Genomic DNA, 20,681 nt, shown 5'->3' with positions numbered 1-20,681 from the left:
CGGGACGGGTGGGCACAACGGGACGGGGCGGCGCCCTTTCTCGGTTCCCCCCGGGGCGGTGCCGTTCCCGGTGCCCGGCCGGAAACCGGCGGCCACCCCCGGTGCGTGGGGGGCGTGCCCCCTCCGGGCTCGTCTCTCCCCCAGAGGGGGCACCCCCACGAGGCCGGCGGCCTCAGGTACGGGTAAGGGAGCCGTTACGGCGCCGCCAACCTCTGCGGGGACGACCCTGCACGGCCCCACCCCGGTCGTCGGCCGGCTGCGGGCCGGTGGGGGGGCAGGGGCACGGCTCCGCCCGGCCGGGGGCGTAGAAACGGCCGCCCGGATTTGGGCTCGCGCCCCCCATGGGCGGAGCCCAGGATTCCGCCCATGCTGCGGCCATGACACCAAACCTGACGCGCCGTCACCTCCTCGGCCTCGGCGCTCTCCAGACCGCCGCCGCCCTCGGGCTCACCCGGATCGGCCGGGCCACCGCCACCGGTCACAGCACCGCAGTCGTCATCGGGTCCGGCTACGGAGGCGCCGTCGCGGCGCTCCGACTCGGCGAGGCCGGCATCCGGACCACCGTTCTCGAGATGGGCGCCCTGTGGAAGAGCGCCGGCCCCGACGGGCGGGTCTTCTGCTCCACCGGCACGCCCGACCACCGGTCCATGTGGTTCCGTACCCGCACCGAGGCGCCGCTCGCCACGTTCCTCTGGCTGGACGTCGTCAACAAGGACATCAGCCCGTACCCGGGGGTCCTCGACCGGGTGCGGTACAGCGACATGTCGGTGTACGTCGGGCGGGGCGTGGGCGGCGGGTCCCTCGTCAATGGCGGCATGGCCGTCACCCCGCGACGCGCCTACTTCTCCGAGGTGTTGCCTCACGTGGACGCCGACGAGATGTACGGCACGTACTTCCCGCGGGCCCGCGCCATGCTGGGCGTCAACACCGTCGACCCCGCCTGGTTCGAGTCCACCGAGTGGTACCGCTTCAGCCGGGTGTCGCGGAAGCACGCGGCGAACGCGGGGCTGAGGACGACCTTCGTGCCGAATGTGTACGACTTCGGCTACATGCGGCGCGAGGCGGAGGGGGCGGCCCCGAGGTCCGCGCTGGCCGGCGAGGTCATCTACGGCAACAACCACGGCAAGCGCAGCCTCGACCGGACGTATCTCGCCGCCGCGCTGGGGACCGGGAACGTCACCATCGAGACGCTCCACCGCGCCAGAGCCGTACGAAGAGAGGCGGACGGCACGTACGTGGTGACGGCCGACCGGCTCGACGTCGGCGGGAAGGTGGTCGAGACGCGGGAGTTCGGCTGTGAGCGGCTCTTCCTGGGCGCGGGAAGCCTCGGGACCACGGAGTTGCTGCTGCGCGCCCGGGAGACCGGTGCCCTGCCCGGGCTGAGCGCCGACATCGGCAAGGGGTGGGGGCCCAACGGCAACGTCATGACCGGCCGGGCCAACCACGTCTGGGACACCGTCGGAGCCAACCAGTCGACCATGCCGGTGATGGGCATCGATGACCCGGAGAACGCGGTGTTCGCGGAGATCGCCCCGCTTCCGGCGGGGTTGGAGCACTGGGTGAGCCTGTATCTGGCGATCACCAGGAACCCGGAGCGGGGGACGTTCACGTACGACCCGGTGACGGATTCGGCGCGGCTGGACTGGAGCCGGGCGCAGAGCGCGGTGTCGGTTGCTTCGGCCAAGAAGCTCTTCGACCGGGTCAACGCGAAGAACGGCACTATCTATCGGTACGACCTCTTCGGCGGCAACAAGACCTTCGCCGACGACTTCACGTACCACCCGTTGGGTGGGTGTGTGCTCGGGAAGGCGACCGACGACTATGGGCGGGTGCGGGGTGCTCCGGGGGTGTACGTGACCGATGGAGCCCTGGTGCCGGGCTCCATCGGGGTCAATCCGTTCGTGACGATCACGGCTCTGGCCGAGCGGACCATGAGCCGGGTGCTCGCAGAGGATTACGCGCGGTAGATCGCTTCGATCTCGTCCGCGAAGTCCTTCGCCACCACATTGCGCTTCAGCTTCAGCGACGGCGTGATGTGACCGGCCTCCTCCGTGAACTGGGAGGTGAGAATGCGGAATTTCCGCACCGATTCCGCCTTGGAGACCGCCGCGTTGCCGTCGTCCACGGCCCGCTGCACCTCCGCCAGCAGGTCCGGGTCCTCGCGCAGCGACGCCGCCGTCGAACCGGCCGGCTTGCCGTGCTCGGTGGCCCAGCGGCCCAGGAACTCCTCGTCGATGGTGACCAGCGCGCCCACGAACGGGCGGCCGTCGCCCACCACCATGCACTCCGCGACCAGCGCGTGGCCGCGGATGCGGTCCTCGATCACCGCGGGAGCGACGTTCTTGCCGCCCGCGGTGACCAGGATCTCCTTCTTCCGGCCCGTGATGGCCAGGTAGCCGTCCTCGTCGAGGGTGCCGATGTCGCCGGTGTGGAACCAGCCGTCGGCCAGCGCCTCGGCGGTCGCCGACTCGTTCTGCCAGTAACCGGAGAAGACGTGCTCGCCGTGGATCAGCACCTCGCCGTCGTCGGCGATGCGGACGACCGAGCCCGGCAGGGGCTGCCCGACGGTGCCGATCTTGGGCCGGTCGTACGGGTTGAACGCCGTCGCCGCGCAGGTCTCCGTCAGGCCGTAGCCCTCCAGGACGGTGAGGCCGATGCCCCGGTAGAAGTGCCCGAGCCGCTCGCCCAGCGGCGCGCCGCCCGAGACGGCCGCCTGGCAGCGCCCGCCCAGGACCGTGCGGAGCTTGCTGTAGACCAGCTTGTCGAAGACGAAGTGCTTCAGCTTCAGACCGAGGGAGGGACCCTGCGGGGAGGACGTGGCGCGGCTGTACTCGATGGCCGTCTGTGCGGCCTTGTCGAAGATCTTGCCCTTGCCCTCCGCCTGCGCCTTGGCGCGCGCCGAGTTGTAGACCTTCTCGAAGACGCGCGGGACGCCCAGGATCAGGGTGGGCTTGAAGGCGGCGAGCTCGTCGGTGAGTTCCTTGATGTCCGGTACGCAGCCGAGGCGGATCGGCGCCAGCACGGAGCCGACCTCGATGAGCCGTCCGAAGACGTGCGCGGCCGGGAGGAAGAGCAGCGCCGAGCACTCCCCGGTGCGGAACAGCGGCTTGAGCCGCTCGACGACGTTGCCGCACTCGGCGAAGAAGTTGCGGTGCGTCAGAACACAGCCCTTGGGGCGGCCCGTGGTGCCCGAGGTGTAGACGATCGTCGCGATGTCGTCGGCCTTGGCGGCGGACGTCGCCTCGTCGACGGCTTCGTCCGTGACGTCGGCGCCGAGGGTGTTCAGCTCCTCGACGGCGCCCTGGTCGAGGCGCCACACGTGCCGCAGCGCCGGGAGGTTCCCGCGTACGGACTCCACCGCGGCCGCGTGCGCCCCGGTCTCCACGATCACCGCGACCGCGCCCGAGTCGCCGAGGATCCACTGCACCTGCTCGGCGGAACTGGTCTCGTACACCGGCACCGTCACCGCGCCGGCGCTCCAGATCGCGAAGTCCAGCTGCACCCACTCGTAGCGGGTGCGGGAGATGAGGCCGACCCGGTCACCGGGGCGTACGCCCTGGGCGATCAGGCCCTTGGCGGCGGCGCGGACCTCGGTGAGGAACTGGGTGGCGGTGACGTCCGTCCAGACGCCGGCCACCTTGCGCCCCATCACGGCGACATCTGGGTGCTGAGCGGCATTGCGGCGGATGAGATCCGTCAGGTTGCCGTCCGTGGGGACCTCGTACAGGGCCGGAAGGCTGAACTCGCGCAAAACTGCTGCTCCTCATCGGGCGCCGGCGCCACGGCTCTGTGTGATGCACCGGTTGCGGTCCAAGATCGGGCAGGTGCTCGGTGGGGGTGAGCACGACTGGACTGCCCGGACGTTACCCACCAGTACTCGGTTCCCGATAGGGGCGTAGGCCAGATGTTCGCTGCGTCACACGTAATTGCTGGTGCTTCGCGCACAGTAGTCCACACCTGTGACGACTCGGAAGTAACCGCAGGTCCGACCGCCTAAGGTGGGTTGTCATGCGAGTCCATGTGGTCAGTGACGTGCACGGGAACGCCGAGGGCCTGGCCACGGCGGGGGATGGCGCCGACGCCCTGATATGCCTGGGTGACCTGGTGCTCTTCCTGGACTACCACGATCACGCGCGGGGCATCTTCCCGGATCTGTTCGGCGTGGAGAACGCCGACCGGATCGTCGCACTGCGCACGGCCCGGCGCTTCGAAGAGGCCCGGGAGTTCGGCCGCCGGCTGTGGGCGGCGCTCGACGTCGACCGGGAGACCGCCATCGAGTCGGCGGTGCGCCGCCAGTACGCGGCGATGTTCGCGGCCTTCCCGACGCCGACGTACGCCACGTACGGGAATGTCGACATCCCGGCCCTGTGGCACGAGTACGCCGGCCCCGGCACCACCGTCCTGGACGGGCAGCGGATCGAGCTCGACGGCCGCGTCTTCGGCTTCGTGGGCGGCGGGCTGCGCACCCCGATGCGTACGCCGTACGAGATCTCCGACGAGGAGTACGCGGCCAAGGTGGAGGCGCTCGGGGAGGTGGACGTGCTGTGCTCGCACATCCCGCCGGAGGTACCGGAGCTGACGTACGACACGGTCGCCCGCCGCTTCGAGCGCGGCAGTGCGGCCCTGCTGTCGGCGATCCGCCGGACGAAGCCCCGGTACGCCCTGTTCGGCCACGTCCACCAGCCGCTGGCGCGGCGGATGCGGGTGGGGACGACGGAGTGCGTCAACGTGGGACATTTCGCGGCGACGGGAAGGCCCTGGGCCCTGGAATGGTGAGGCCCCGCCCACGCGATAGCCTTCACCCCACACCCTTGACACCCTTGGGACCGGACCGCACTGGAGGAGCCACAGCGATGGCCGAACACACCAGCTCGAGCATCGAGATCGAGGCGGCGCCGGCCGACGTTATGGGAGTGATCGCCGACTTCGCGCGCTACCCGGAGTGGACGGGTGAGGTGAAGGAGGCGGAGGTCCTGGAGAAGGACGCCGCCGGCCGCGCCGAGAAGGTCCGCCTGCTGCTGGACGCCGGCGCGATCAAGGACGACCACACCCTGGCGTACACCTGGACCGGGGACAACGAGGTCAGCTGGACGCTGGTCAAGTCCCAGATGCTCCGCGCCCTGGACGGCTCCTACCGCCTGGCGCCGCTCGCCGGCGGCACCCGCACCGAGGTGACGTACCAGCTGACGGTGGACGTCAAGATCCCGATGCTGGGCATGATCAAGCGCAAGGCCGAGAAGGTCATCATCGACCGCGCCCTGGCGGGCCTGAAGAAGCGCGTCGAGTCCACCCCCGGCGCCTGACGGCGGGGGCCTTGGGCGCCTGACTGTCGGGTCCTGACGGCCGGGTCCTGACGGCCGGGGGCCAGGCGCCCTGGCCCAGACCCTGCGCCCTCTGCGCCACTCCTCCGGAGGGGCGGGCACCCCGCCCCGGAGTCGGGCGCTGCTCATCCGGACGTCCCGCCCTGTGTCCGGGTTCTTGTGTTGGGCGCTGCCCTGGCCTGGCGCCCTCGTGCCGGTGGCGTGCGCAGGTCTGCGGTGACGGGGGGCCCGCGGCGCGAAGCTGCCGCGTGGGGGCGACAGCCCCCACGAGAACCGCGCCCCCGTCGGGGCTGCTCTACGGGCGGTGCTCCGGGGGCGCGCCGGTGCTGTGCCCGGGCGCATCCCGTGCGGGCGTGGCAGCCGCCGACGGCCGCGGCGCGAAGCTGCCGTGTGGGGGCGTCGGCCCCCACACGAGCCCCGCCCCGTCAGGGCTGCTCCGCGGGCGCTGCGCCCCGGGCGTTCCCGCGCCGGGGTGTGGGGCGGCAGCCTCCACAGGAACCCCTTCCCCGGCAGGGGGAACGCCCCGGTAGCGTGGGGGTCCATGCGAAGCATCCTGGTCACCGGACCCGGCGGCGCCGGGCGTACGACCGTCGCCGCCGCGACCGCGCTCGGCGGGGCCCGGCGCGGGCAGCGGGTCCTGTTCCTCACCGGCGACCGGGCGGTGCCCGACGGGTGGTTCGAGGGCGGCGGCCGGCCGGTCGTGCGCCGTATCGACTCCGGCGCCCACTTCCGCGCCGAGATCCTCGCCTTCCAGGAGCGCGCCGCCACCGCCCTCGGGCTGCTGGGCGCCACACCGCTCGCCGAGGAGGAGCTCACCGAGCTGCCCGGCAGCGACCGGTTCGCGCTGCTGCGCGCCCTCAGGGACGCCGCGGCCGGCGACTGGGACCTCGTCGTCGTCGACCTGCCGCCCCTCCACGACGCCGTCGCCGTACTCGCCCTGCCCGCACAGCTGCGCCGCTACCTGCGCCGCCTGCTGCCCGCCGAGCGGCAGGCCGCCCGCGCGCTGCGCCCGATGCTCGCCCAGCTCGCCGGCGTACCGATGCCCGCGGAGTGGCTGTACGAGACCGCCGCCCGCTGGGACGTCGAACTCGCCGCCGTCCAGGCCATGATCGAGGACCCGGCCACCACCGTCCGGCTGGTCGCCGAACCCGGCCCGGCCGCCGCGGACGCCCTGCGTACCGCCCGCGCGGGGCTGGCCCTGCACCGCCTCGCCCTGGAGCCGGTCGTCGCCAACCGGATGCTGCCCACCGAGTCCCCCGACCCCTGGCTCTCGGGCCTGGCCGCCCAGCAGCAGGACCACCTCAAGGCCCTCGGAGACGTGCACGAGCTGCCCCACCTCGGGCGCGACCCCCGTACTGCCGACGACCTCGCCCCGCTGGAGCCGCCCGCCGCCCCGGCCCCGGCGGCCCCCGCGCCGGAGTGGACCGTCGAGGACCGGCGCGACCCCGACGGCGTCCTGGTCTGGCGCATCCCGCTGCCCGGCGCCGCCAAGCCGGACCTCCGGCTCGTACGCCGCGGCGACGAACTCGTGCTCACGGTCGGACCGTTCCGCCGCGCCGTGCCGCTGCCGTCCGCGCTGCGCCGCTGCACCGTCTCCGGGGCGGGCCTCGACGACGGGGTGCTGAGCGTCCGCTTCACACCCGACCCGGATTTGTGGCCCCGTACGCGGTAACGTCGGGGGTATCACGCCACGCTGCCGCAGGAGTACGCCATGAGCGATGCCACCCAGCATCCCGACGCCGACGCCTGGGCGAAGGCCTGCGCCGAGGATCTCGCGGCCGAGAAGGCCCGCCGCCGCGGCACCGAGGGCCCGCCCCCCGGCGCCGCCGCCGAGGAGCTGCGCAAGCTCGTCGACGCGGTCGCCGACAAGGTCGCCTCGCTGCGCACCCCGCTGCTCGGCGCGGGTGCCCAGAACGCCGTACAGCAGCTCGTCAGCCAGGCGAAGGCCGCCGTCGAGCCGGTCATCGAGCGCAACCCGCAGGTCTTCGACCACCTCGCGGCCGCCGGCAACGAACTGCTGGCCGCCTACCGCTCCGCCGTCGAGGGCCAGGAGCGCCGCTGGACCCGCGGGCCGGACGCTCCCGGGCCGGGCGGGAAGCGGGACGACGGCGGCCCGGACCCCACCGAGCACATCGACCTGGACTGACACCGGGTACGGTTGGCCGTAGCGGGGCTCGACCGAAAACTGAGGGACACATGGGACTCACCATCGGCGTCGACATCGGCGGCACGAAGATCGCGGCCGGAGTGGTCGACGAGGAGGGCACGATCCTCGACACCCACAAGGTGCCCACCCCGCCGACCGCCGAAGGCATCGTCGACGCGATCTGCGCGGCCGTCTCCGAGGCCGGCAAGGGCCACGACATCGAGGCGGTCGGCATCGGTGCCGCCGGGTACGTCGACGACAAGCGCGCCACGGTCCTCTTCGCGCCGAACATCGACTGGCGCCACGAGCCGCTGAAGGACAAGGTCGAACAGCGCGTCGGCCTGCCGGTGGTCGTGGAGAACGACGCGAACGCCGCGGCCTGGGGCGAGTACAAGTTCGGTGCGGGCAAGGGCCACGAGGACGTCATCTGCATCACCCTCGGTACCGGTCTCGGCGGCGGCATCATCATCGGCAACAAGCTGCGCCGCGGCCGCTTCGGCGTGGCCGCCGAGTTCGGCCACATCCGGGTCGTCCCGGACGGTCTGCTGTGCGGGTGCGGCAGCCAGGGCTGCTGGGAGCAGTACGCGTCGGGCCGGGCCCTGGTGCGGTACGCCAAGCAGCGCGCCAACGCCACCCCGGAGAACGCCACGATCCTGCTGGGTCTCGGCGACGGCACCCCCGAGGGCATCGAGGGCAAGCACGTCTCCGAGGCCGCCCGCCAGGGCTGCCCCGTCGCCGTCGACTCGTTCCGGGAGCTGGCCCGCTGGGCCGGTGCGGGCCTGGCCGACCTGGCCTCGCTGTTCGACCCCTCGGCGTTCATCGTGGGCGGCGGCGTATCGGACGAGGGCGAGCTGGTCCTCGATCCGATCCGCAAGTCGTTCCGGCGCTGGCTGATCGGCGGCCAGTGGCGGCCGCACGCCCAGGTGCTCGCCGCCCAGCTGGGCGGCAAGGCCGGCCTGGTCGGCGCGGCGGACCTGGCCCGCCAGGGCTGACAGCCACGTATGTGTGAACGGTGCCCGCCGCGTCCTCGCCCGGATGCGGCGGGCACCGTCATATCGTGCTCGTATGCCGATCGCCGAACTGCCCAACTCGCGCACCGAGCCGGACGGTTCGGCCGTGATCCGGGTGCTCAGCTACAACATCCGCTCCATGCGGGACGACGAGGACGCGCTGGCGCGCGTGATCCGGGCCTGCGCGCCCGACCTCGTCTTCGTCCAGGAGGCGCCCCGCTTCTTCCGCTGGCGCAAGCACGCGGCGCGGCTGGCCGCGAAGAGTGAGCTGGTGACGCTGAGCGGTGGCGCGACCGCGTCCGGGCCGCTGCTGCTGTGCTCGCTGCGGGTGACCGCCGAGCGCACGGAGGACGTGCTGCTGCCGCTCACCCCCGGCCTGCACCGGCGCGGCTTCGCGACCGCGGTCGTACGGATCGGGGGCGCCCGGCTCGGCCTGCTCAGCTGCCACCTGAGCCTGCAGGCCCGCGAGCGGTACGCCCAGGCCGGGATGCTCCTCGACCGGCTGGCCGCCCTCGACGTGCCGCACGCGATCGCGGCCGGTGACATCAACGAGCGGCCCGACGGGCGCTCGTTCCGGCGGCTGGCGGCCGAGCTGCAGGACTGCTGGACCGTACGGCCCTGGGGCGGCGAGCACACCTCGACCCCCGGGGATCCGCATCAGCGGATCGACGCGGTCTTCGCCACCAAGGGGATCGAGGTGCTGGGCTGCGGCGTCCCGCGCCCGCAGGACCTGCCGGGCCTGGACGACGCGGACCTCAGGGCGGCCACGGACCACCTTCCGGTGCTCGCGGCGCTCCGCGTTCCGGCCCAGTGACCCCGGCGGGAGACGGCCGTCGCCGGACGGAGTCCGGCGCAGCCGTCCGAAGCCGGGGAGGCGCCCCGGCGCCGAGCCGTGCGAGGGCGGCCGTGAAGATCAGACGACCGCCCCGCGGCCCGGGTCGTCGTCGTCCTCGTCGTCGCCGCGCATCCGGGCCACCAGGGTGGCGAAGCCGCCCAGGAAGCCGCCGATGCACAGCGTCGTGAGCCACCAGGTCATGTCCCACCGCAGTATCACGGCGACCAGCATCAGGACCGGGCCGCCGATGACCCCGAGCCAGGCGAACTTGGCGGTCGCGTCGGCCTCCGGCAGCGGCGGCGGCTCCGGCGGTACGAAATGGCCCTCGTCGGTGTCGTCGAGGTCGTCGTCCTTCGGCTCGGCCACCTCGTAGTCGCGCGGGCCGCCCGTGCCGACGCCCGGGGCGAACACCACGGAGCTGCCGAGCGGCTTGTCCGGCTTCGCGGGCTCCGCCGAGGTGCTTTCCGGTACGTCGTTGACGTCGTCCTCCAGCAGGGCCAGGTCCTCGATGGACTTGAACGGCTTGGCGCCCGGTGGGTCCGCCGGCTCCTCGCCGTACCCGGCGACGATCGCCGCCCAGGCTGCCTCCTCGTCGAACGGCTGCTCGTCTCTTTTGTCCGAGTCGTGCTGTTCAGCCACCGGTCGTGCTCCCTCCCCGGGCCTCCGGCATGGGGGACCCCGTCGTGCCCACACTCGGAGCGAGCCGCCCGACGAACGCGTGACTCTCCTCGAAGATCCGCTCCGCGTCATGGTCCAACGTCGCCACGTGGTAGCTCTGTTCCAGCAGGATCTCCTTGACGTCCGTGGAGGAGATCCGGCTGAGGATCCGCGCCGAGTCGGCGGGCGGTACGACATGGTCCTGCGGGCTGTGCAGCAGCAGCACCGGCTGCGTGACCTGCGGGAGCTCGCGGTCCACGATCCGGAGGAACTGCCGCAGCGAGTGCGCGGCGTGCAGCGGCACCCGGTCGTAGCCGATCTCCGCCACGCCCTCCTTGGCGATGTCGCTCGCGATGCCCGGCTGCGACGGGACGAGGTGGCGCACCACGGGCAGCGCGTGGGCGGCGAGACCGTGGACCTTGTTCGCCGGGTTCACCAGGACGATGCCGGCCACGGCGTCCCCGTGCTTGGCGGCGAGCCGCAGCGTCAGGGCGCCGCCCATGGACAGGCCGAAGACGAAGACGTGGCGGCACCGCTCCAGCAGCGTGCGCAGCTCACGCTCCACCTCGGCGTACCAGTCCTGCCAGCTGGTGACCTGCATGTCCTGCCAGCGCGTGCCGTGCCCGGGAAGCAGCGGCAGCGACACGGTCAGGCCGCGCTCGGCCAGATGTTCGGCCCAGGGCCGCAGTGACTGCGGCGAACCGGTGAAGCCGTGACAGAGCAGCACGCCGACCTCTCCGCCCTCGTGGCGGTACGGCTCGGCTCCAGGGAGGACCGGCACCGGGGTCTCCTGTTCGGGGGTTCGACGGTTCTCGGGAAAGGTGTACTTCACCGTACGCGACCGGACTGACACCGACCAGAGCCGTCGCCGCCCCCGCACGGCCACGGGGGAGCCCCGCACGGCCCGGGAGAGCCCCGCACGGCCGTGGGCGGGATCGGGGGCCCCGCTCGGGTTAAGGTCTGATCGACGGAACACAGGAGGCATTCGAGTTGATCTACGGCGCAATGAAGTTCTCCATCGGGGGGTCGCTGAAGCTTGCCTTCAGGCCCTGGGTGGAGGGCCTCGAGAACATTCCCGCCGAGGGGCCGGCGATCCTCGCGAGCAACCACCTCTCCTTCTCCGACTCCTTCTTCCTGCCGGCGGTCCTGGACCGCAAGGTGACCTTCATCGCCAAGGCGGAGTACTTCACCTCGCCCGGTGTGAAGGGCAAGCTCACCGCCGCGTTCTTCAAGGGCGTCGGCCAGCTGCCCGTGGACCGCTCGGGTGCGCGCGGCGCCGGCGAGGCCGCGATCAAGAGCGGTATCGAGGTCATCGAGCGCGGTGAGCTCTTCGGCATCTACCCGGAGGGCACCCGTTCGCCGGACGGCCGGCTCTACCGGGGCAAGCCCGGTGGCCTCGCGCGCGTGGCGCTGGCCACCGGCGCGCCCGTCATCCCGGTCGCCATGATCGACACCGAGAAGATCCAGCCGCCCGGCAAGGTCATCCCCAAGCTGATGCGCCCGGGGATCCGGATCGGCAAGCCCCTGGACTTCAGCCGCTACCAGGGCATGGACGGCGACCGCTTCATCCTGCGCTCGGTCACCGACGAGGTGATGTACGAGATCATGAAGCTGTCCGGCCAGGAGTACGTCGACATCTACGCGACCGCGGCCAAGCGGCAGCTCGCCGACGCGGAGAAGGCGGCCAAGGAGGCTGCCAAGGAGGCCGCGTAGGAAGCGGCGAAGGCCGAGCGCGAACAGTCCGGCGCGTAAGCGCGCCGTTCGTCCGGGGGTGGGGGAGTTGGCCAGGCGCGAGCGTGTCGTCCGCATGTCCGTCGAGCAGCCGCTGTGGCGCGCTCTGACCGCCTACCGCGTCCTCACCATGGCGTACGCGGTGGTCCTGTTCGTCTTCACCCGGGACGAGTTCGAGCGCCCCTGGGTGGCCGTCGCCTTCCTCGCCGTCATGTCCGTCTGGACGCTGGCCACGCTCCCCAAGGTGGCCGGCGCCACCAGCTGCACCAAGCGGTTCCTCGTCGCCGACCTGACCGTCGCGCTCACCGGCATCCTGCTCACCCCGGTCGCCGACGTGCACGCCCAGACGTTCGACGGGCCGACGCTGCCGAGCATCTGGACGGCCGGTTCGGTCCTCGCGTACGCCATCAAGGGCGGCTGGCGCTGGGCCGCCTTCGCCTCCTCCCTGGTCGCCGTCGCCAATATCGTCGAGCGCGGCCACCCCAGCCGGGACACCCTGCACAATGTGCTGCTGGTGTGGGTCGCCTCCATAGCGATCGGTTACGTCGTCGAGGTCGCCCGCGCCTCCGAACGGACCCTCGCGCGGGCCCTGGAGATCGAGGCGGCCACCCGGGAGCGGGAGCGGCTGGCCCGCGACATCCACGACTCCGTCCTCCAGGTGCTGGCCATGGTCCAGCGCCGGGGCACGGCCCTGGGCGGCGAGGCCGCCGAGCTCGGCCGGATGGCGGGGGAGCAGGAGGTCGCGCTGCGCACCCTGGTCGCGGGCGGCCTGACCCGTACCTCGCGCGTCTCGGAGGACGAGTCGCTGGGCGCCGTCGTCCGCGAGGTGGACGAACCGGACGACGACGGCCCGGCCGACCTGCGCACCCTGCTCGCCCCGCACGCCGGGGCCCGGGTCACCTTCTCGGAACCGGGCGCTCCGGTGCTGCTGGCGCCCGACGCGGCGAGGGAGCTCGCGGCCGCTGTCAGTGCCGCCCTGGACAATGTCCGCAGACACGCAGGCGACGGTGCCCGGGCGTGGATCCTGGTCGAGGACTGGCCGGACGAGGTGATCGTCACGGTGCGGGACGACGGGCCGGGCATCCCGGAGGGGCGGCTCGCGCAGGCGGAGGGCGAAGGGCGGCTCGGCGTCGCGCAGTCCATCCGGGGCAGGCTCCGGGACCTGGGCGGCACCGCCGAGCTGGTCTCCGTCCCGGGGCAGGGCACGGAAGTCGAATTGAAGGTCCCAAGGGTTTCACGGGGGAAGGCAGGGAAATGAGCGAGCAGCAGATCAAGGTGATGGTGGTCGACGACCACCCGATGTGGCGGGACGCGGTCGCCCGCGACCTGGCCGAGGCCGGGTTCGACGTGGTCGCCACGGCCGGCGACGGCGAGCAGGCCGTGCGCCGCGCCCAGGCCACCCGCCCCGACGTGCTGGTCCTCGACCTGAACCTGCCGGCCAAGCCCGGCGTCCAGGTCTGCAAGGAGCTCGTCGCCGCCAACCCCGCACTGCGGGTGCTGGTGCTCTCCGCGAGCGGCGAGCACGCCGACGTACTGGAAGCGGTGAAGTCCGGCGCGACCGGGTACCTGCTGAAGTCGGCCAGCACCGATGAGCTGCTCGACGCCGTGCGCCGGACGGCCGTCGGCGACCCGGTCTTCACACCGGGCCTGGCGGGCCTGGTCCTCGGCGAGTACCGGCGCCTGGCCTCCGAGCCGCTGCCCGCCGCCGGCGCGGACGAGCCGAAGGCCCCGCAGCTCACCGAGCGCGAGACCGAGGTGCTGCGGCTGGTCGCCAAGGGCCTGAGCTACAAGCAGATCGCCGAGCGCCTGGTCATCTCGCACCGCACCGTCCAGAACCACGTCCAGAACACGCTCGGCAAGCTCCAGCTCCACAACCGCGTCGAGCTGGTGCGGTACGCGATAGAACGCGGCCTCGACGACGCGTAGCGCGTAACTCTCCTACGCCTGCCTGGAATTCACCTTTCGTACCGTCCCGGAGTGACGTAGGTCACCATTAGCGTGGCCGTGTACGTCTCCGTGACGGCGAAGGGAAGTATCCATGCGGGTCGGAGTACTGACCGGGGGCGGCGACTGCCCCGGTCTCAACGCGGTCATCCGCGCCATCGTCCGCAAGGGCGTCCAGGAGTACGGCTACGCCTTCACCGGCTTCCGGGACGGCTGGCGCGGCCCCCTGGAGGGCGACACCGTACGCCTCGACATCCCCGCCGTGCGCGGCATCCTGCCGCGCGGCGGCACCATCCTCGGCTCCTCGCGCACCAACCCCCTCAAGGTGAAGGACGGTGTCCGCCGCATCAAGGACACCCTCGCCAAGCACGACGTGGAAGCGCTGATCACGATCGGCGGCGAGGACACCCTCGGCGTCGCCGCGCGCCTGTGCGACGAGTACGGCATCCCGTGCGTCGGCGTACCGAAGACCATCGACAACGACCTGTCCGCCACCGATTACACCTTCGGCTTCGACACGGCGGTCGGCATCGCGACCGAGGCCATCGACCGCCTCCACACCACCGCCGAGTCCCATATGCGCGTCCTCGTCGTGGAGGTGATGGGGCGTCACGCCGGCTGGATAGCCCTGCACTCGGGCCTCGCCGGCGGCGCCAACGTCATCCTCATCCCCGAGCAGCGCTTCGACGTCGAGCAGGTCTGCTCCTGGGTGACCTCCCGCTTCCGGGCGTCGTACGCGCCGATCGTCGTCGTCGCCGAGGGAGCGGTGCCGAGGGACGGCGACATGGTCCTCAAGGACCAGACGCTGGACTCCTTCGGCCATGTCCGGCTCTCGGGGGTCGGCGAGTGGCTCGCCAAGGAGATCGAGAAGCGGACCGGGAAGGAGGCCCGCACCACCGTCCTCGGCCACGTCCAGCGCGGCGGCACCCCCAGCGCCTTCGACCGCTGGCTGGCCACCCGGTTCGGGCTGCACGCGATCGACGCGGTGCGCGACGGCGACTTCGGCACGATGGTCGCCCTGCGCGGCACGGACATCGTCCGCGTACCGATCGGCGAGGCGACCGCGCGGCTGAAGACGGTGGACCCGAAGCTGTACGAGGAGGTCGGGGTCTTCTTCGGCTGAGCCCACCCTCGTGCCCCGGGCCGGGTGCGTGTGGCTCCCGGCCCGTAAGCCCGGCCCCTTCACCTGCGGGTGACGTCCAGCGCCCGCACCAGGTCCCGGACGACCGCCACGCCACGCAGCGTCAGCACCGACTCGGGATGGAACTGCACGCCCGCGAAGCCCGGCCCGCGCAGCGCGTGCACCTCGTCCGTCGCGGTGTCGCGGCTCACCTCGACGCCGTGCGCCGCCAGCTCGGTGGCCGCCTCCTCGTCGCACCGGGCCGTGAAACTGTTGTAGAACCCGACCGTCTCCTCCGTACCGAAGAGGTCGATCCGCACCTGTGCGCCCTGGAAGGGCACCGCCTTGCGCACGATCGGCAGGCCCAGCTCGGCGGCGATCAGCTCGTGGCCGAGGCACACGCCCAGCAGCCCGTGACGATGGCCGCGTACGAGATCGGTGGCCAGCGCCCGCAGCGAGCACATCTTCGGGTCGGTCAGGTCTCCGGGGTCACCGGGGCCGGGCCCCAGCACCACCGGGCCCTCGTGCGCGAGCGCCGCCTCCCGCAGCCCCGGCTCGTCGAACCTCCGGACCGTGACCGCCAGGCCCGAGGAGCGGAGCAGATGCGCGAGCATCGCGGTGAACGTGTCCTCGCCGTCGACCACTAGGGCGTGCCCTGTCAGCTCGGCGGTCGGCTCCTGCATCCGCAGCCAGAACGGCGCCAGGTCCGCCCGGCGCGCGTCCAGGGCCGCCCGTACGCGCGGATCGTCGGCCAGCCGGGGCCGTACGGCCTCCTCGCGCGGCCGCCCGGGGCGTACCCCCAGCGCCGCCAGGACGCCCGCCGCCTTGGCGTGCGTCTCGGCGACCTCGCCCGCCGGATCCGAGTGCCGCACCAGCGTGGCGCCGACCGGGACGCGCAGCTCACCGGCGGCCGAGATGTCGGCGGTACGGATCAGGATCGGCGAGTCCAGGGTCTGCGCCCCGCCCGCGTCCGTACCGAGGAGCGCCAGGGCGCCCGCGTAGTAGCCGCGGCCCCCGGTCTCGTGGCGCTCGATGACCCGGCAGGCGTTCTGGACGGGCGACCCGGTGACGGTCGCCGCGAACATCGTCTCGCGCAGCACCTCCCGTACGTCCAGCGAGGAACGGCCCCGCAGCTCGTACTCGGTGTGCGCGAGGTGCGCCATCTCCTTGAGCCGCGGCCCGACCACCACCCCGCCCATGTCGCCGACCGTGCACATCATCTTCAGCTCCTCGTCCACCACCATGGAGAGCTCGTCGGTCTCCTTCCGGTCGGCGAGAAACGTCAGCAGGTCCTCGGGCGTCGGCCCGCCGGCCGGATAGCGGTACGTCCCGCTGATCGGGTTCATCACGACCGTCCCGCCGGCCGAGCGCACGTGCACCTCGGGGCTCGCCCCGACCAGCGTGCGCTCCCCGGTGTGCACGACGAAGGTCCAGTACGCCCCCCGCTCCCCGGCCAGCAGCCGCCGGAACAGCGCCAGCGCGTCACGCCGCCCGAACCCGGGGATCATGCCCGTGTACGTACGGCGGATGACGAAGTTCGCCCCCTCGCCGCGCCCGATCTCGTCCTCGATGACGCGGCGCACGGTCCCCGCGTACTCCTCGTCGGACACGTCGAAGGCGCCCTCCTCGACCGTCACATCGTGCGAGGGGAGCTGCTCCAGCGCCGCGGCGAGCGGCATCTCGTACGCCTCGTCGGCGACCAGCACGGACAGCGGCGTGCCGTCGTCCCGCACGTCGAAGCCCCGCTCGCGCAGCTGCCGGAACGGCACCAGGGCGAGGGAGGGCCGGTCCCCGACGGGGATCTCGGCCAGGCGCCCGGCCTCGTGCACGGCGCCGATCAGTACCTCGACGGTGTCGTGGGCACGACCGGGGGTGCGGCGGCGCAGCAGGGCGAAGGGCGGGCAGGAGTCGTCGAGCAGCCGGGTGAGGTCCATCGATGTGTTCCTTCCAGGTGGACGGATGTCCAGGTGGGGAGGAACGGCCCGTATGAAACGGAAGAAGGCCGCCCCTCGGGCGGCCTTCGCGTCTGTCTTCGCGTGTTGTCGGTGTACGCGCAGTCAGTGGGCCGCCGGATGAGCGGTCCACCACCAGTTCTGGGTCGAAAGCGCGGACATGGGCCGCACCCTACCGCACGAAACCCCAGAACCTTCAAGATTCGTTGTCTCATCAGGTGAGCGGCCAGATGGACGTATGGGAAGACCCCGTAAGGTTGTGCAGGTGACCGTGAACGCTAAGTCCACCGCAAGCGGTGGCAACACCTGGCGAGACCTTCCCGCGGCGCAGCAGCCCGAGTACCCCGATGCCGAGGCTCTGCGCGATGTGATCGCGGACCTCGAGTCGTATCCGCCGCTCGTCTTCGCGGGCGAGTGCGATCAGCTGCGCGCCCGGATGGGAGCCGTCGCCAGGGGCGAGGCGTTCCTGCTCCAGGGTGGCGACTGCGCCGAGGCCTTCGACGCCGTGTCGGCCGACCACATCCGTAACAAGCTCAAGACCCTGCTCCAGATGGGTGCCGTGCTGACGTACGCCGCCTCCGTCCCCGTCGTGAAGGTGGGGCGGATCGCGGGCCAGTACTCCAAGCCGCGCTCCAAGCCGACCGAGACGCGCGACGGCGTGACGCTGCCGACGTACCGAGGCGACTCCGTCAATGGCTTCGCCTTCACCGAAGAGGCGCGCGTCCCGGACCCGGAGCGGCTCAAGCGCATGTACCAGGCGTCGGCCTCGACGCTGAACCTGGTGCGCGCCTTCACCACCGGCGGCTACGCCGACCTGCGCCAGGTGCACGCCTGGAACCAGGACTTCGTGAAGTCGTCGCCGTCGGGCCAGCGCTACGAGCAGCTGGCGCGGGAGATCGACAACGCGCTGAACTTCATGAAGGCGTGTGGCACCGACCCGGCCGAGTTCCGCACGGTCGAGTTCTACGCCTCGCACGAGGCGCTGCTGCTGGACTACGAGTCGGCGCTGACCCGCGTCGACTCCCGGACGGGCCGGCTGTACGACACCTCGGGCCACATGGTGTGGATCGGTGAGCGCACCCGCCAGCTCGACGGCGCGCACATCGAGTTCGCGTCGCAGATCCGCAACCCGATCGGCATCAAGCTCGGCCCGTCGACCACGGTCGACGAGGCGCTGACGTACGTCGACCGCCTCGACCCCGACCGGGAGCCGGGCCGGCTGACCTTCATCGTCCGCATGGGTGCCGACAAGGTCCGCGACAAGCTCCCCGAGCTGGTCGAGAAGGTCACCGCGTCCGGTGCCACGGTGGCCTGGGTGACCGACCCGATGCACGGCAACACCTTCGAGGCGGCCTCCGGCCACAAGACGCGCCGTTTCGACGACGTGCTCGACGAGGTCAAGGGCTTCTTCGAGGTCCACAAGGAGCTCGGTACGCACCCGGGCGGCATCCACGTGGAGCTGACCGGCGACGACGTCACCGAGTGCGTGGGCGGCGGCGACGAGATCTTCGTCGACGACCTGCACCAGCGCTACGAGACGGCCTGCGACCCGCGGCTCAACCGCAGCCAGTCGCTGGACCTGGCGTTCCTGGTGGCGGAGATGTACCGCGACCAGTGACCGTTGATCTTGGCTGAATACAGCCTTGACGTGCCGATGGGGCGCGGATCCATGTGATCCGCGCCCCATCGCCATTTCCCGGGCTTTTGTGCGCCGTGGGCTACGGGTAAGGTTAGGTTAGCCTCACCGATTAAGGGCGGGGTCCTCGTAACCGATCCCGTCGATCCCCGCAGGGAGGTGAACCGCGTGTACGTCTGCTCGTGCTTCGGTGTCACCGAGAAGCAGGTCAAGGAACACGCGGACGCCGGCGCCTGCACGCCCCGCCAGATAGCGTCGGCCTGCAAGGCCGGCACGGACTGCGGATCCTGCGTACGGCGCATCCAGGCGATCCTCGGCCGCGGCAACTGCCCGCGGCGCGAGCTGGTGGACCAGGGCAAGCCCGCGCTCACGGCCGCCGGAGCCGTGGACACCGTGGACGCCGTGGAGCTGCGCGAAGCCGCTTAGGGCTGTCGGGTTCAGCTGTCCGGCTGCTCGATCAGCTGGGCGAGGTAGAGCGCCTCACCGAGCTTGTCGACCAGGTCCAGCTGTGTGTCGAGGTAGTCGATGTGGTGCTCCTCGTCGGCCAGGATCGACTCGAAGATGTTCGCGGACGTGATGTCGCCCTTGTTGCGCATGACCTCGATGCCGCGCCTGAGCCGGTCGATCGCCTCCACCTCGACCTGCCGGTCCGCCTGGAACATCTCCGTGACCGTCTGGCCGATGCGGACGTGGAACAGCCGCTGGTAGTTCGGCAGCCCTTCGAGGAAGAGGATCCGGTCGGTCAGGACCTCGGCGTGCTTCATCTCGTCGAACGACTCCGCACGGGTGTATTTGGCAAGCTTCGTCCACCCGAAGTTCTCCTGCATCTTCGCGTGCAGGAAGTACTGGTTGATCGCCGTCAGCTCGGCGGTCAGCTGCTCGTTGAGGAACTCGATGACCTCGGGGTCGCCCTGCATCGCAGAGGCTCCTTCCGCGCGTGTGAAAGGGGCAGATGCCGCGCATCCTTGCACCGCTGGAGAGGAGCGTCCAGTAAGTGCATGCTTAGTAGGAGTTGCCCGAATCTGCCTCGTGCCTGTGTCATGACCACCCTTCCCGGTCTGTCACCATTGAGTCATGGGTCAGCCAGGGAGCGGGGAATACCGGGCAGCAGGGGAGTCCGAGCTTCCACCGGGACAGCGGCTCCAGCGCGGCTGGCCGGTCACCCACTACGGGCCGGTCCCCAAGTTCAAGCCCGACCGCTGGGAGTTCCGGGTCTTCGGGGCCACCGCCAACGGCGACAAGCACTGCTGGAACCACGAGGAGTTCTCGGCGCTGCCGTTCTCCACGGTCGTGGCCGATCTGCACTGTGTGACGAAGTACAGCATGCTGGGGGCCGAATGGGGCGGGGTCCCCGCCCGTACGATCCTGGAAATGGCGCCGCCGGCCGCCAATGTCACGCATGTGATGGTGTGGGCCGAGTACGGGTTCAGTGCCAACATGCGGCTCTCCGACTTCGCCTCCGAGCGAACGATTTTCGCCACGCACAAGGACGGTGAGCTGCTCACCGCCGAGCACGGTTTCCCGCTGCGGCTCGTCGTGCCGCACCTGTACGCCTGGAAGGGGCCCAAGTGGGTCCGGGGCGTGGAGTACATGACCGCCGATCGCCGCGGCTTCTGGGAGGAGCGCGGCTATCACAACATCGGCGACCCGTGGACGGAGCAGAGGTACTCGTACCAGGAGGAGCCGGGGGACGGCCCGGAGCTCTGATACCCCTGGGTGGTACTCAGTGGTGGTACTGGTGCACCACCGCGTGCCCCTTGCCGCGGCCGATCATCCACTTGTTGACGGGTGTGGTGATGATGAAGGCGGCGAAGAGGGCGAAGGCGAGCACGCCCCAGAAGAACCCGTCGGTGAGGTGTGCGTCCATGGCGCCCGGCCAGAGGGCGAGGACGCCGTTGTCGATCAGCTCCATGACGGCGATGGACAGCGTGTCGGCGGCGAGGGCCACCCGGAAGGCGGTCCTGAAGTCGACGCCGGCCTTGAGGATGCCGCGCAGAGTGAGCGCGTAGCCGAAGAAGAAGGCCAGGGCGATCGCGAGGGCCATCGTGGGCACGGTGGACCAGCCCAGGGCCGTACCGATGACCATGCCGAGAACCTCGCCGATGGCGCAGCCGGTGAGGCAGTGGAGGGTGGCCTGAGCGGCCATGGACCAGCTGACCTTGCCGCTGGTGGCGTGCTGGTGGTGATGGTGCTCGTGGTGCTCATGGTCGGTGGGCTCGGGTTCGTGGTGCTGCTGGTGTCCGTGGTGCTCGTGGTGCGCATGTTCGCCGTGCTGGGTGTGACTTTCGTGCTGCATGAGAGCCCCCAAGGTCATATGGCGGTAGCGGTT

General features: G+C 71.4%; 20 protein-coding genes. 14 read left to right on the top strand and 6 right to left on the bottom strand.

The features are described from left to right. Positions 1 to 377: 377 nt before the first annotated feature. Complete coding sequence (locus BKD26_RS07700) at positions 378 to 1,967, top strand: GMC oxidoreductase (protein ID WP_084897075.1); 1,590 nt, start codon at positions 378 to 380, stop codon at positions 1,965 to 1,967. Here BKD26_RS07700 and BKD26_RS07695 read toward each other — a convergent pair. Then, on the bottom strand, positions 1,955 to 3,751 hold the full coding sequence (locus BKD26_RS07695; RefSeq protein ID WP_084897074.1) for an AMP-dependent synthetase/ligase: 1,797 nt from the start codon (positions 3,749 to 3,751) through the stop codon (positions 1,955 to 1,957). The genes BKD26_RS07700 and BKD26_RS07695 overlap by 13 nt on opposite strands. 257 nt (positions 3,752 to 4,008) lie before the next feature. Between BKD26_RS07695 and BKD26_RS07690 the strand changes: the two genes are divergently transcribed. The 6 genes from BKD26_RS07690 (at position 4,009) to BKD26_RS07665 (ending at position 9,291) form a co-directional block, all read left to right on the top strand. Next, positions 4,009 to 4,776, top strand: coding sequence for a metallophosphoesterase (locus BKD26_RS07690; protein WP_084897073.1), 768 nt, complete (start codon positions 4,009 to 4,011; stop codon positions 4,774 to 4,776). A 77-nt stretch (positions 4,777 to 4,853) separates the two neighbouring features. Continuing rightward, a complete protein-coding gene (locus BKD26_RS07685; RefSeq protein WP_084897072.1) occupies positions 4,854 to 5,303 on the top strand; it encodes an SRPBCC family protein in 450 nt (149 codons plus the stop codon). 559 nt (positions 5,304 to 5,862) lie between these two features. After that, entirely contained in the window at positions 5,863 to 6,993 is a 1,131-nt protein-coding gene (locus tag BKD26_RS07680) for an ArsA-related P-loop ATPase (RefSeq protein WP_084897071.1), read from the top strand. A 39-nt stretch (positions 6,994 to 7,032) separates the two neighbouring features. Next, positions 7,033 to 7,467 (top strand): DUF5304 domain-containing protein, encoded by a 435-nt coding sequence (locus tag BKD26_RS07675; protein WP_084897070.1) that lies wholly within the window; start codon positions 7,033 to 7,035, stop codon positions 7,465 to 7,467. Positions 7,468 to 7,517: 50 nt separating this feature from the next. Then, a complete protein-coding gene (locus BKD26_RS07670) occupies positions 7,518 to 8,459 on the top strand; it encodes an ROK family glucokinase (RefSeq protein WP_073752194.1) in 942 nt (313 codons plus the stop codon). A 73-nt stretch (positions 8,460 to 8,532) separates the two neighbouring features. Then, entirely contained in the window at positions 8,533 to 9,291 is a 759-nt protein-coding gene (locus BKD26_RS07665; RefSeq protein WP_084897069.1) for an endonuclease/exonuclease/phosphatase family protein, read from the top strand. Positions 9,292 to 9,390: 99 nt separating this feature from the next. Here the strand turns inward: BKD26_RS07665 and BKD26_RS07660 are convergent, their stop codons facing one another. Both BKD26_RS07660 and BKD26_RS07655 read right to left on the bottom strand, forming a co-directional pair. Next, positions 9,391 to 9,951, bottom strand: coding sequence for a hypothetical protein (locus BKD26_RS07660; RefSeq protein WP_084897068.1), 561 nt, complete (start codon positions 9,949 to 9,951; stop codon positions 9,391 to 9,393). Then, on the bottom strand, positions 9,944 to 10,750 hold the full coding sequence (locus tag BKD26_RS07655; RefSeq protein WP_084897067.1) for an alpha/beta fold hydrolase: 807 nt from the start codon (positions 10,748 to 10,750) through the stop codon (positions 9,944 to 9,946). Before BKD26_RS07655 ends, BKD26_RS07660 begins: the two co-directional genes overlap by 8 nt. Positions 10,751 to 10,974: 224 nt before the next feature. On the opposite strand from BKD26_RS07655, the gene BKD26_RS07650 reads away from it, so the two are divergent. From BKD26_RS07650 to BKD26_RS07635, 4 genes are all read left to right on the top strand, one after another. After that, positions 10,975 to 11,682 carry a lysophospholipid acyltransferase family protein gene (locus BKD26_RS07650; protein WP_084897066.1) on the top strand — a complete coding sequence of 236 codons (708 nt, stop codon included), beginning with the start codon at positions 10,975 to 10,977 and terminating at the stop codon, positions 11,680 to 11,682. A 67-nt stretch (positions 11,683 to 11,749) separates the two neighbouring features. Beyond that, complete coding sequence (locus tag BKD26_RS07645) at positions 11,750 to 12,958, top strand: DUF5931 domain-containing protein (RefSeq protein ID WP_084897065.1); 1,209 nt, start codon at positions 11,750 to 11,752, stop codon at positions 12,956 to 12,958. Then, positions 12,955 to 13,626 (top strand): response regulator transcription factor, encoded by a 672-nt coding sequence (locus tag BKD26_RS07640; RefSeq protein ID WP_084897064.1) that lies wholly within the window; start codon positions 12,955 to 12,957, stop codon positions 13,624 to 13,626. Before BKD26_RS07645 ends, BKD26_RS07640 begins: the two co-directional genes overlap by 4 nt. A gap of 112 nt (positions 13,627 to 13,738) precedes the next feature. Beyond that, positions 13,739 to 14,767 (top strand): 6-phosphofructokinase, encoded by a 1,029-nt coding sequence (locus BKD26_RS07635; RefSeq protein WP_084897063.1) that lies wholly within the window; start codon positions 13,739 to 13,741, stop codon positions 14,765 to 14,767. 59 nt (positions 14,768 to 14,826) lie between these two features. On the opposite strand, the gene BKD26_RS07630 is transcribed toward BKD26_RS07635, so the two are convergent. Then, on the bottom strand, positions 14,827 to 16,698 hold the full coding sequence (locus BKD26_RS07630; protein ID WP_084897062.1) for an anthranilate synthase family protein: 1,872 nt from the start codon (positions 16,696 to 16,698) through the stop codon (positions 14,827 to 14,829). 283 nt (positions 16,699 to 16,981) lie between these two features. Here BKD26_RS07630 and BKD26_RS07625 point away from each other — a divergent pair, with 283 nt between their 5' ends. Together BKD26_RS07625 and BKD26_RS07620 are read left to right on the top strand one after the other, a co-directional pair. After that, entirely contained in the window at positions 16,982 to 18,334 is a 1,353-nt protein-coding gene (locus tag BKD26_RS07625; protein ID WP_084897378.1) for a 3-deoxy-7-phosphoheptulonate synthase class II, read from the top strand. A gap of 177 nt (positions 18,335 to 18,511) precedes the next feature. Continuing rightward, complete coding sequence (locus tag BKD26_RS07620; RefSeq protein WP_084897061.1) at positions 18,512 to 18,778, top strand: (2Fe-2S)-binding protein; 267 nt, start codon at positions 18,512 to 18,514, stop codon at positions 18,776 to 18,778. A gap of 11 nt (positions 18,779 to 18,789) precedes the next feature. Here the strand turns inward: BKD26_RS07620 and bfr are convergent, their stop codons facing one another. Then, the gene (gene bfr, locus BKD26_RS07615) at positions 18,790 to 19,269 is read right to left on the bottom strand and encodes a bacterioferritin (protein ID WP_084897060.1); all 480 of its coding nucleotides are present in this window, start codon (positions 19,267 to 19,269) and stop codon (positions 18,790 to 18,792) included. Between the two features lie 157 nt (positions 19,270 to 19,426). Between bfr and BKD26_RS07610 the strand changes: the two genes are divergently transcribed. Next, complete coding sequence (locus tag BKD26_RS07610; protein WP_084897059.1) at positions 19,427 to 20,059, top strand: sulfite oxidase-like oxidoreductase; 633 nt, start codon at positions 19,427 to 19,429, stop codon at positions 20,057 to 20,059. Between the two features lie 16 nt (positions 20,060 to 20,075). On the opposite strand, the gene BKD26_RS07605 is transcribed toward BKD26_RS07610, so the two are convergent. After that, a complete protein-coding gene (locus tag BKD26_RS07605; RefSeq protein ID WP_084897058.1) occupies positions 20,076 to 20,648 on the bottom strand; it encodes a DUF4396 domain-containing protein in 573 nt (190 codons plus the stop codon). Positions 20,649 to 20,681 lie beyond the last annotated feature (33 nt).

Origin of the sequence: Streptomyces sp. CB03238, assembly GCF_002099185.1 — a bacterium.
GTDB lineage: Bacteria > Actinomycetota > Actinomycetes > Streptomycetales > Streptomycetaceae > Streptomyces.
The sequence above is the reverse complement of the archived record's forward strand: the minus strand, read 5'-3'. Positions and strand labels throughout refer to the sequence as shown.

What these genes read in the sequence shown, in the direction of transcription:
- BKD26_RS07700 (WP_084897075.1), top strand. Translation starts at nt 378, where the DNA reads ATGACACCAAACCTGACGCGCCGTCACCTCCTCGGCCTCGGCGCTCTC.
- BKD26_RS07690 (WP_084897073.1), top strand. Translation starts at nt 4,009, where the DNA reads ATGCGAGTCCATGTGGTCAGTGACGTGCACGGGAACGCCGAGGGCCTG.
- BKD26_RS07685 (WP_084897072.1), top strand. Translation starts at nt 4,854, where the DNA reads ATGGCCGAACACACCAGCTCGAGCATCGAGATCGAGGCGGCGCCGGCC.
- BKD26_RS07680 (WP_084897071.1), top strand. Translation starts at nt 5,863, where the DNA reads ATGCGAAGCATCCTGGTCACCGGACCCGGCGGCGCCGGGCGTACGACC.
- BKD26_RS07675 (WP_084897070.1), top strand. Translation starts at nt 7,033, where the DNA reads ATGAGCGATGCCACCCAGCATCCCGACGCCGACGCCTGGGCGAAGGCC.
- BKD26_RS07670 (WP_073752194.1), top strand. Translation starts at nt 7,518, where the DNA reads ATGGGACTCACCATCGGCGTCGACATCGGCGGCACGAAGATCGCGGCC.
- BKD26_RS07665 (WP_084897069.1), top strand. Translation starts at nt 8,533, where the DNA reads ATGCCGATCGCCGAACTGCCCAACTCGCGCACCGAGCCGGACGGTTCG.
- BKD26_RS07650 (WP_084897066.1), top strand. Translation starts at nt 10,975, where the DNA reads ATGAAGTTCTCCATCGGGGGGTCGCTGAAGCTTGCCTTCAGGCCCTGG.
- BKD26_RS07640 (WP_084897064.1), top strand. Translation starts at nt 12,955, where the DNA reads ATGAGCGAGCAGCAGATCAAGGTGATGGTGGTCGACGACCACCCGATG.
- BKD26_RS07635 (WP_084897063.1), top strand. Translation starts at nt 13,739, where the DNA reads ATGCGGGTCGGAGTACTGACCGGGGGCGGCGACTGCCCCGGTCTCAAC.
- BKD26_RS07630 (WP_084897062.1), bottom strand. Translation starts at nt 16,698, where the DNA reads ATGGACCTCACCCGGCTGCTCGACGACTCCTGCCCGCCCTTCGCCCTG.
- bfr (WP_084897060.1), bottom strand. Translation starts at nt 19,269, where the DNA reads ATGCAGGGCGACCCCGAGGTCATCGAGTTCCTCAACGAGCAGCTGACC.
- BKD26_RS07610 (WP_084897059.1), top strand. Translation starts at nt 19,427, where the DNA reads ATGGGTCAGCCAGGGAGCGGGGAATACCGGGCAGCAGGGGAGTCCGAG.
- BKD26_RS07605 (WP_084897058.1), bottom strand. Translation starts at nt 20,648, where the DNA reads ATGCAGCACGAAAGTCACACCCAGCACGGCGAACATGCGCACCACGAG.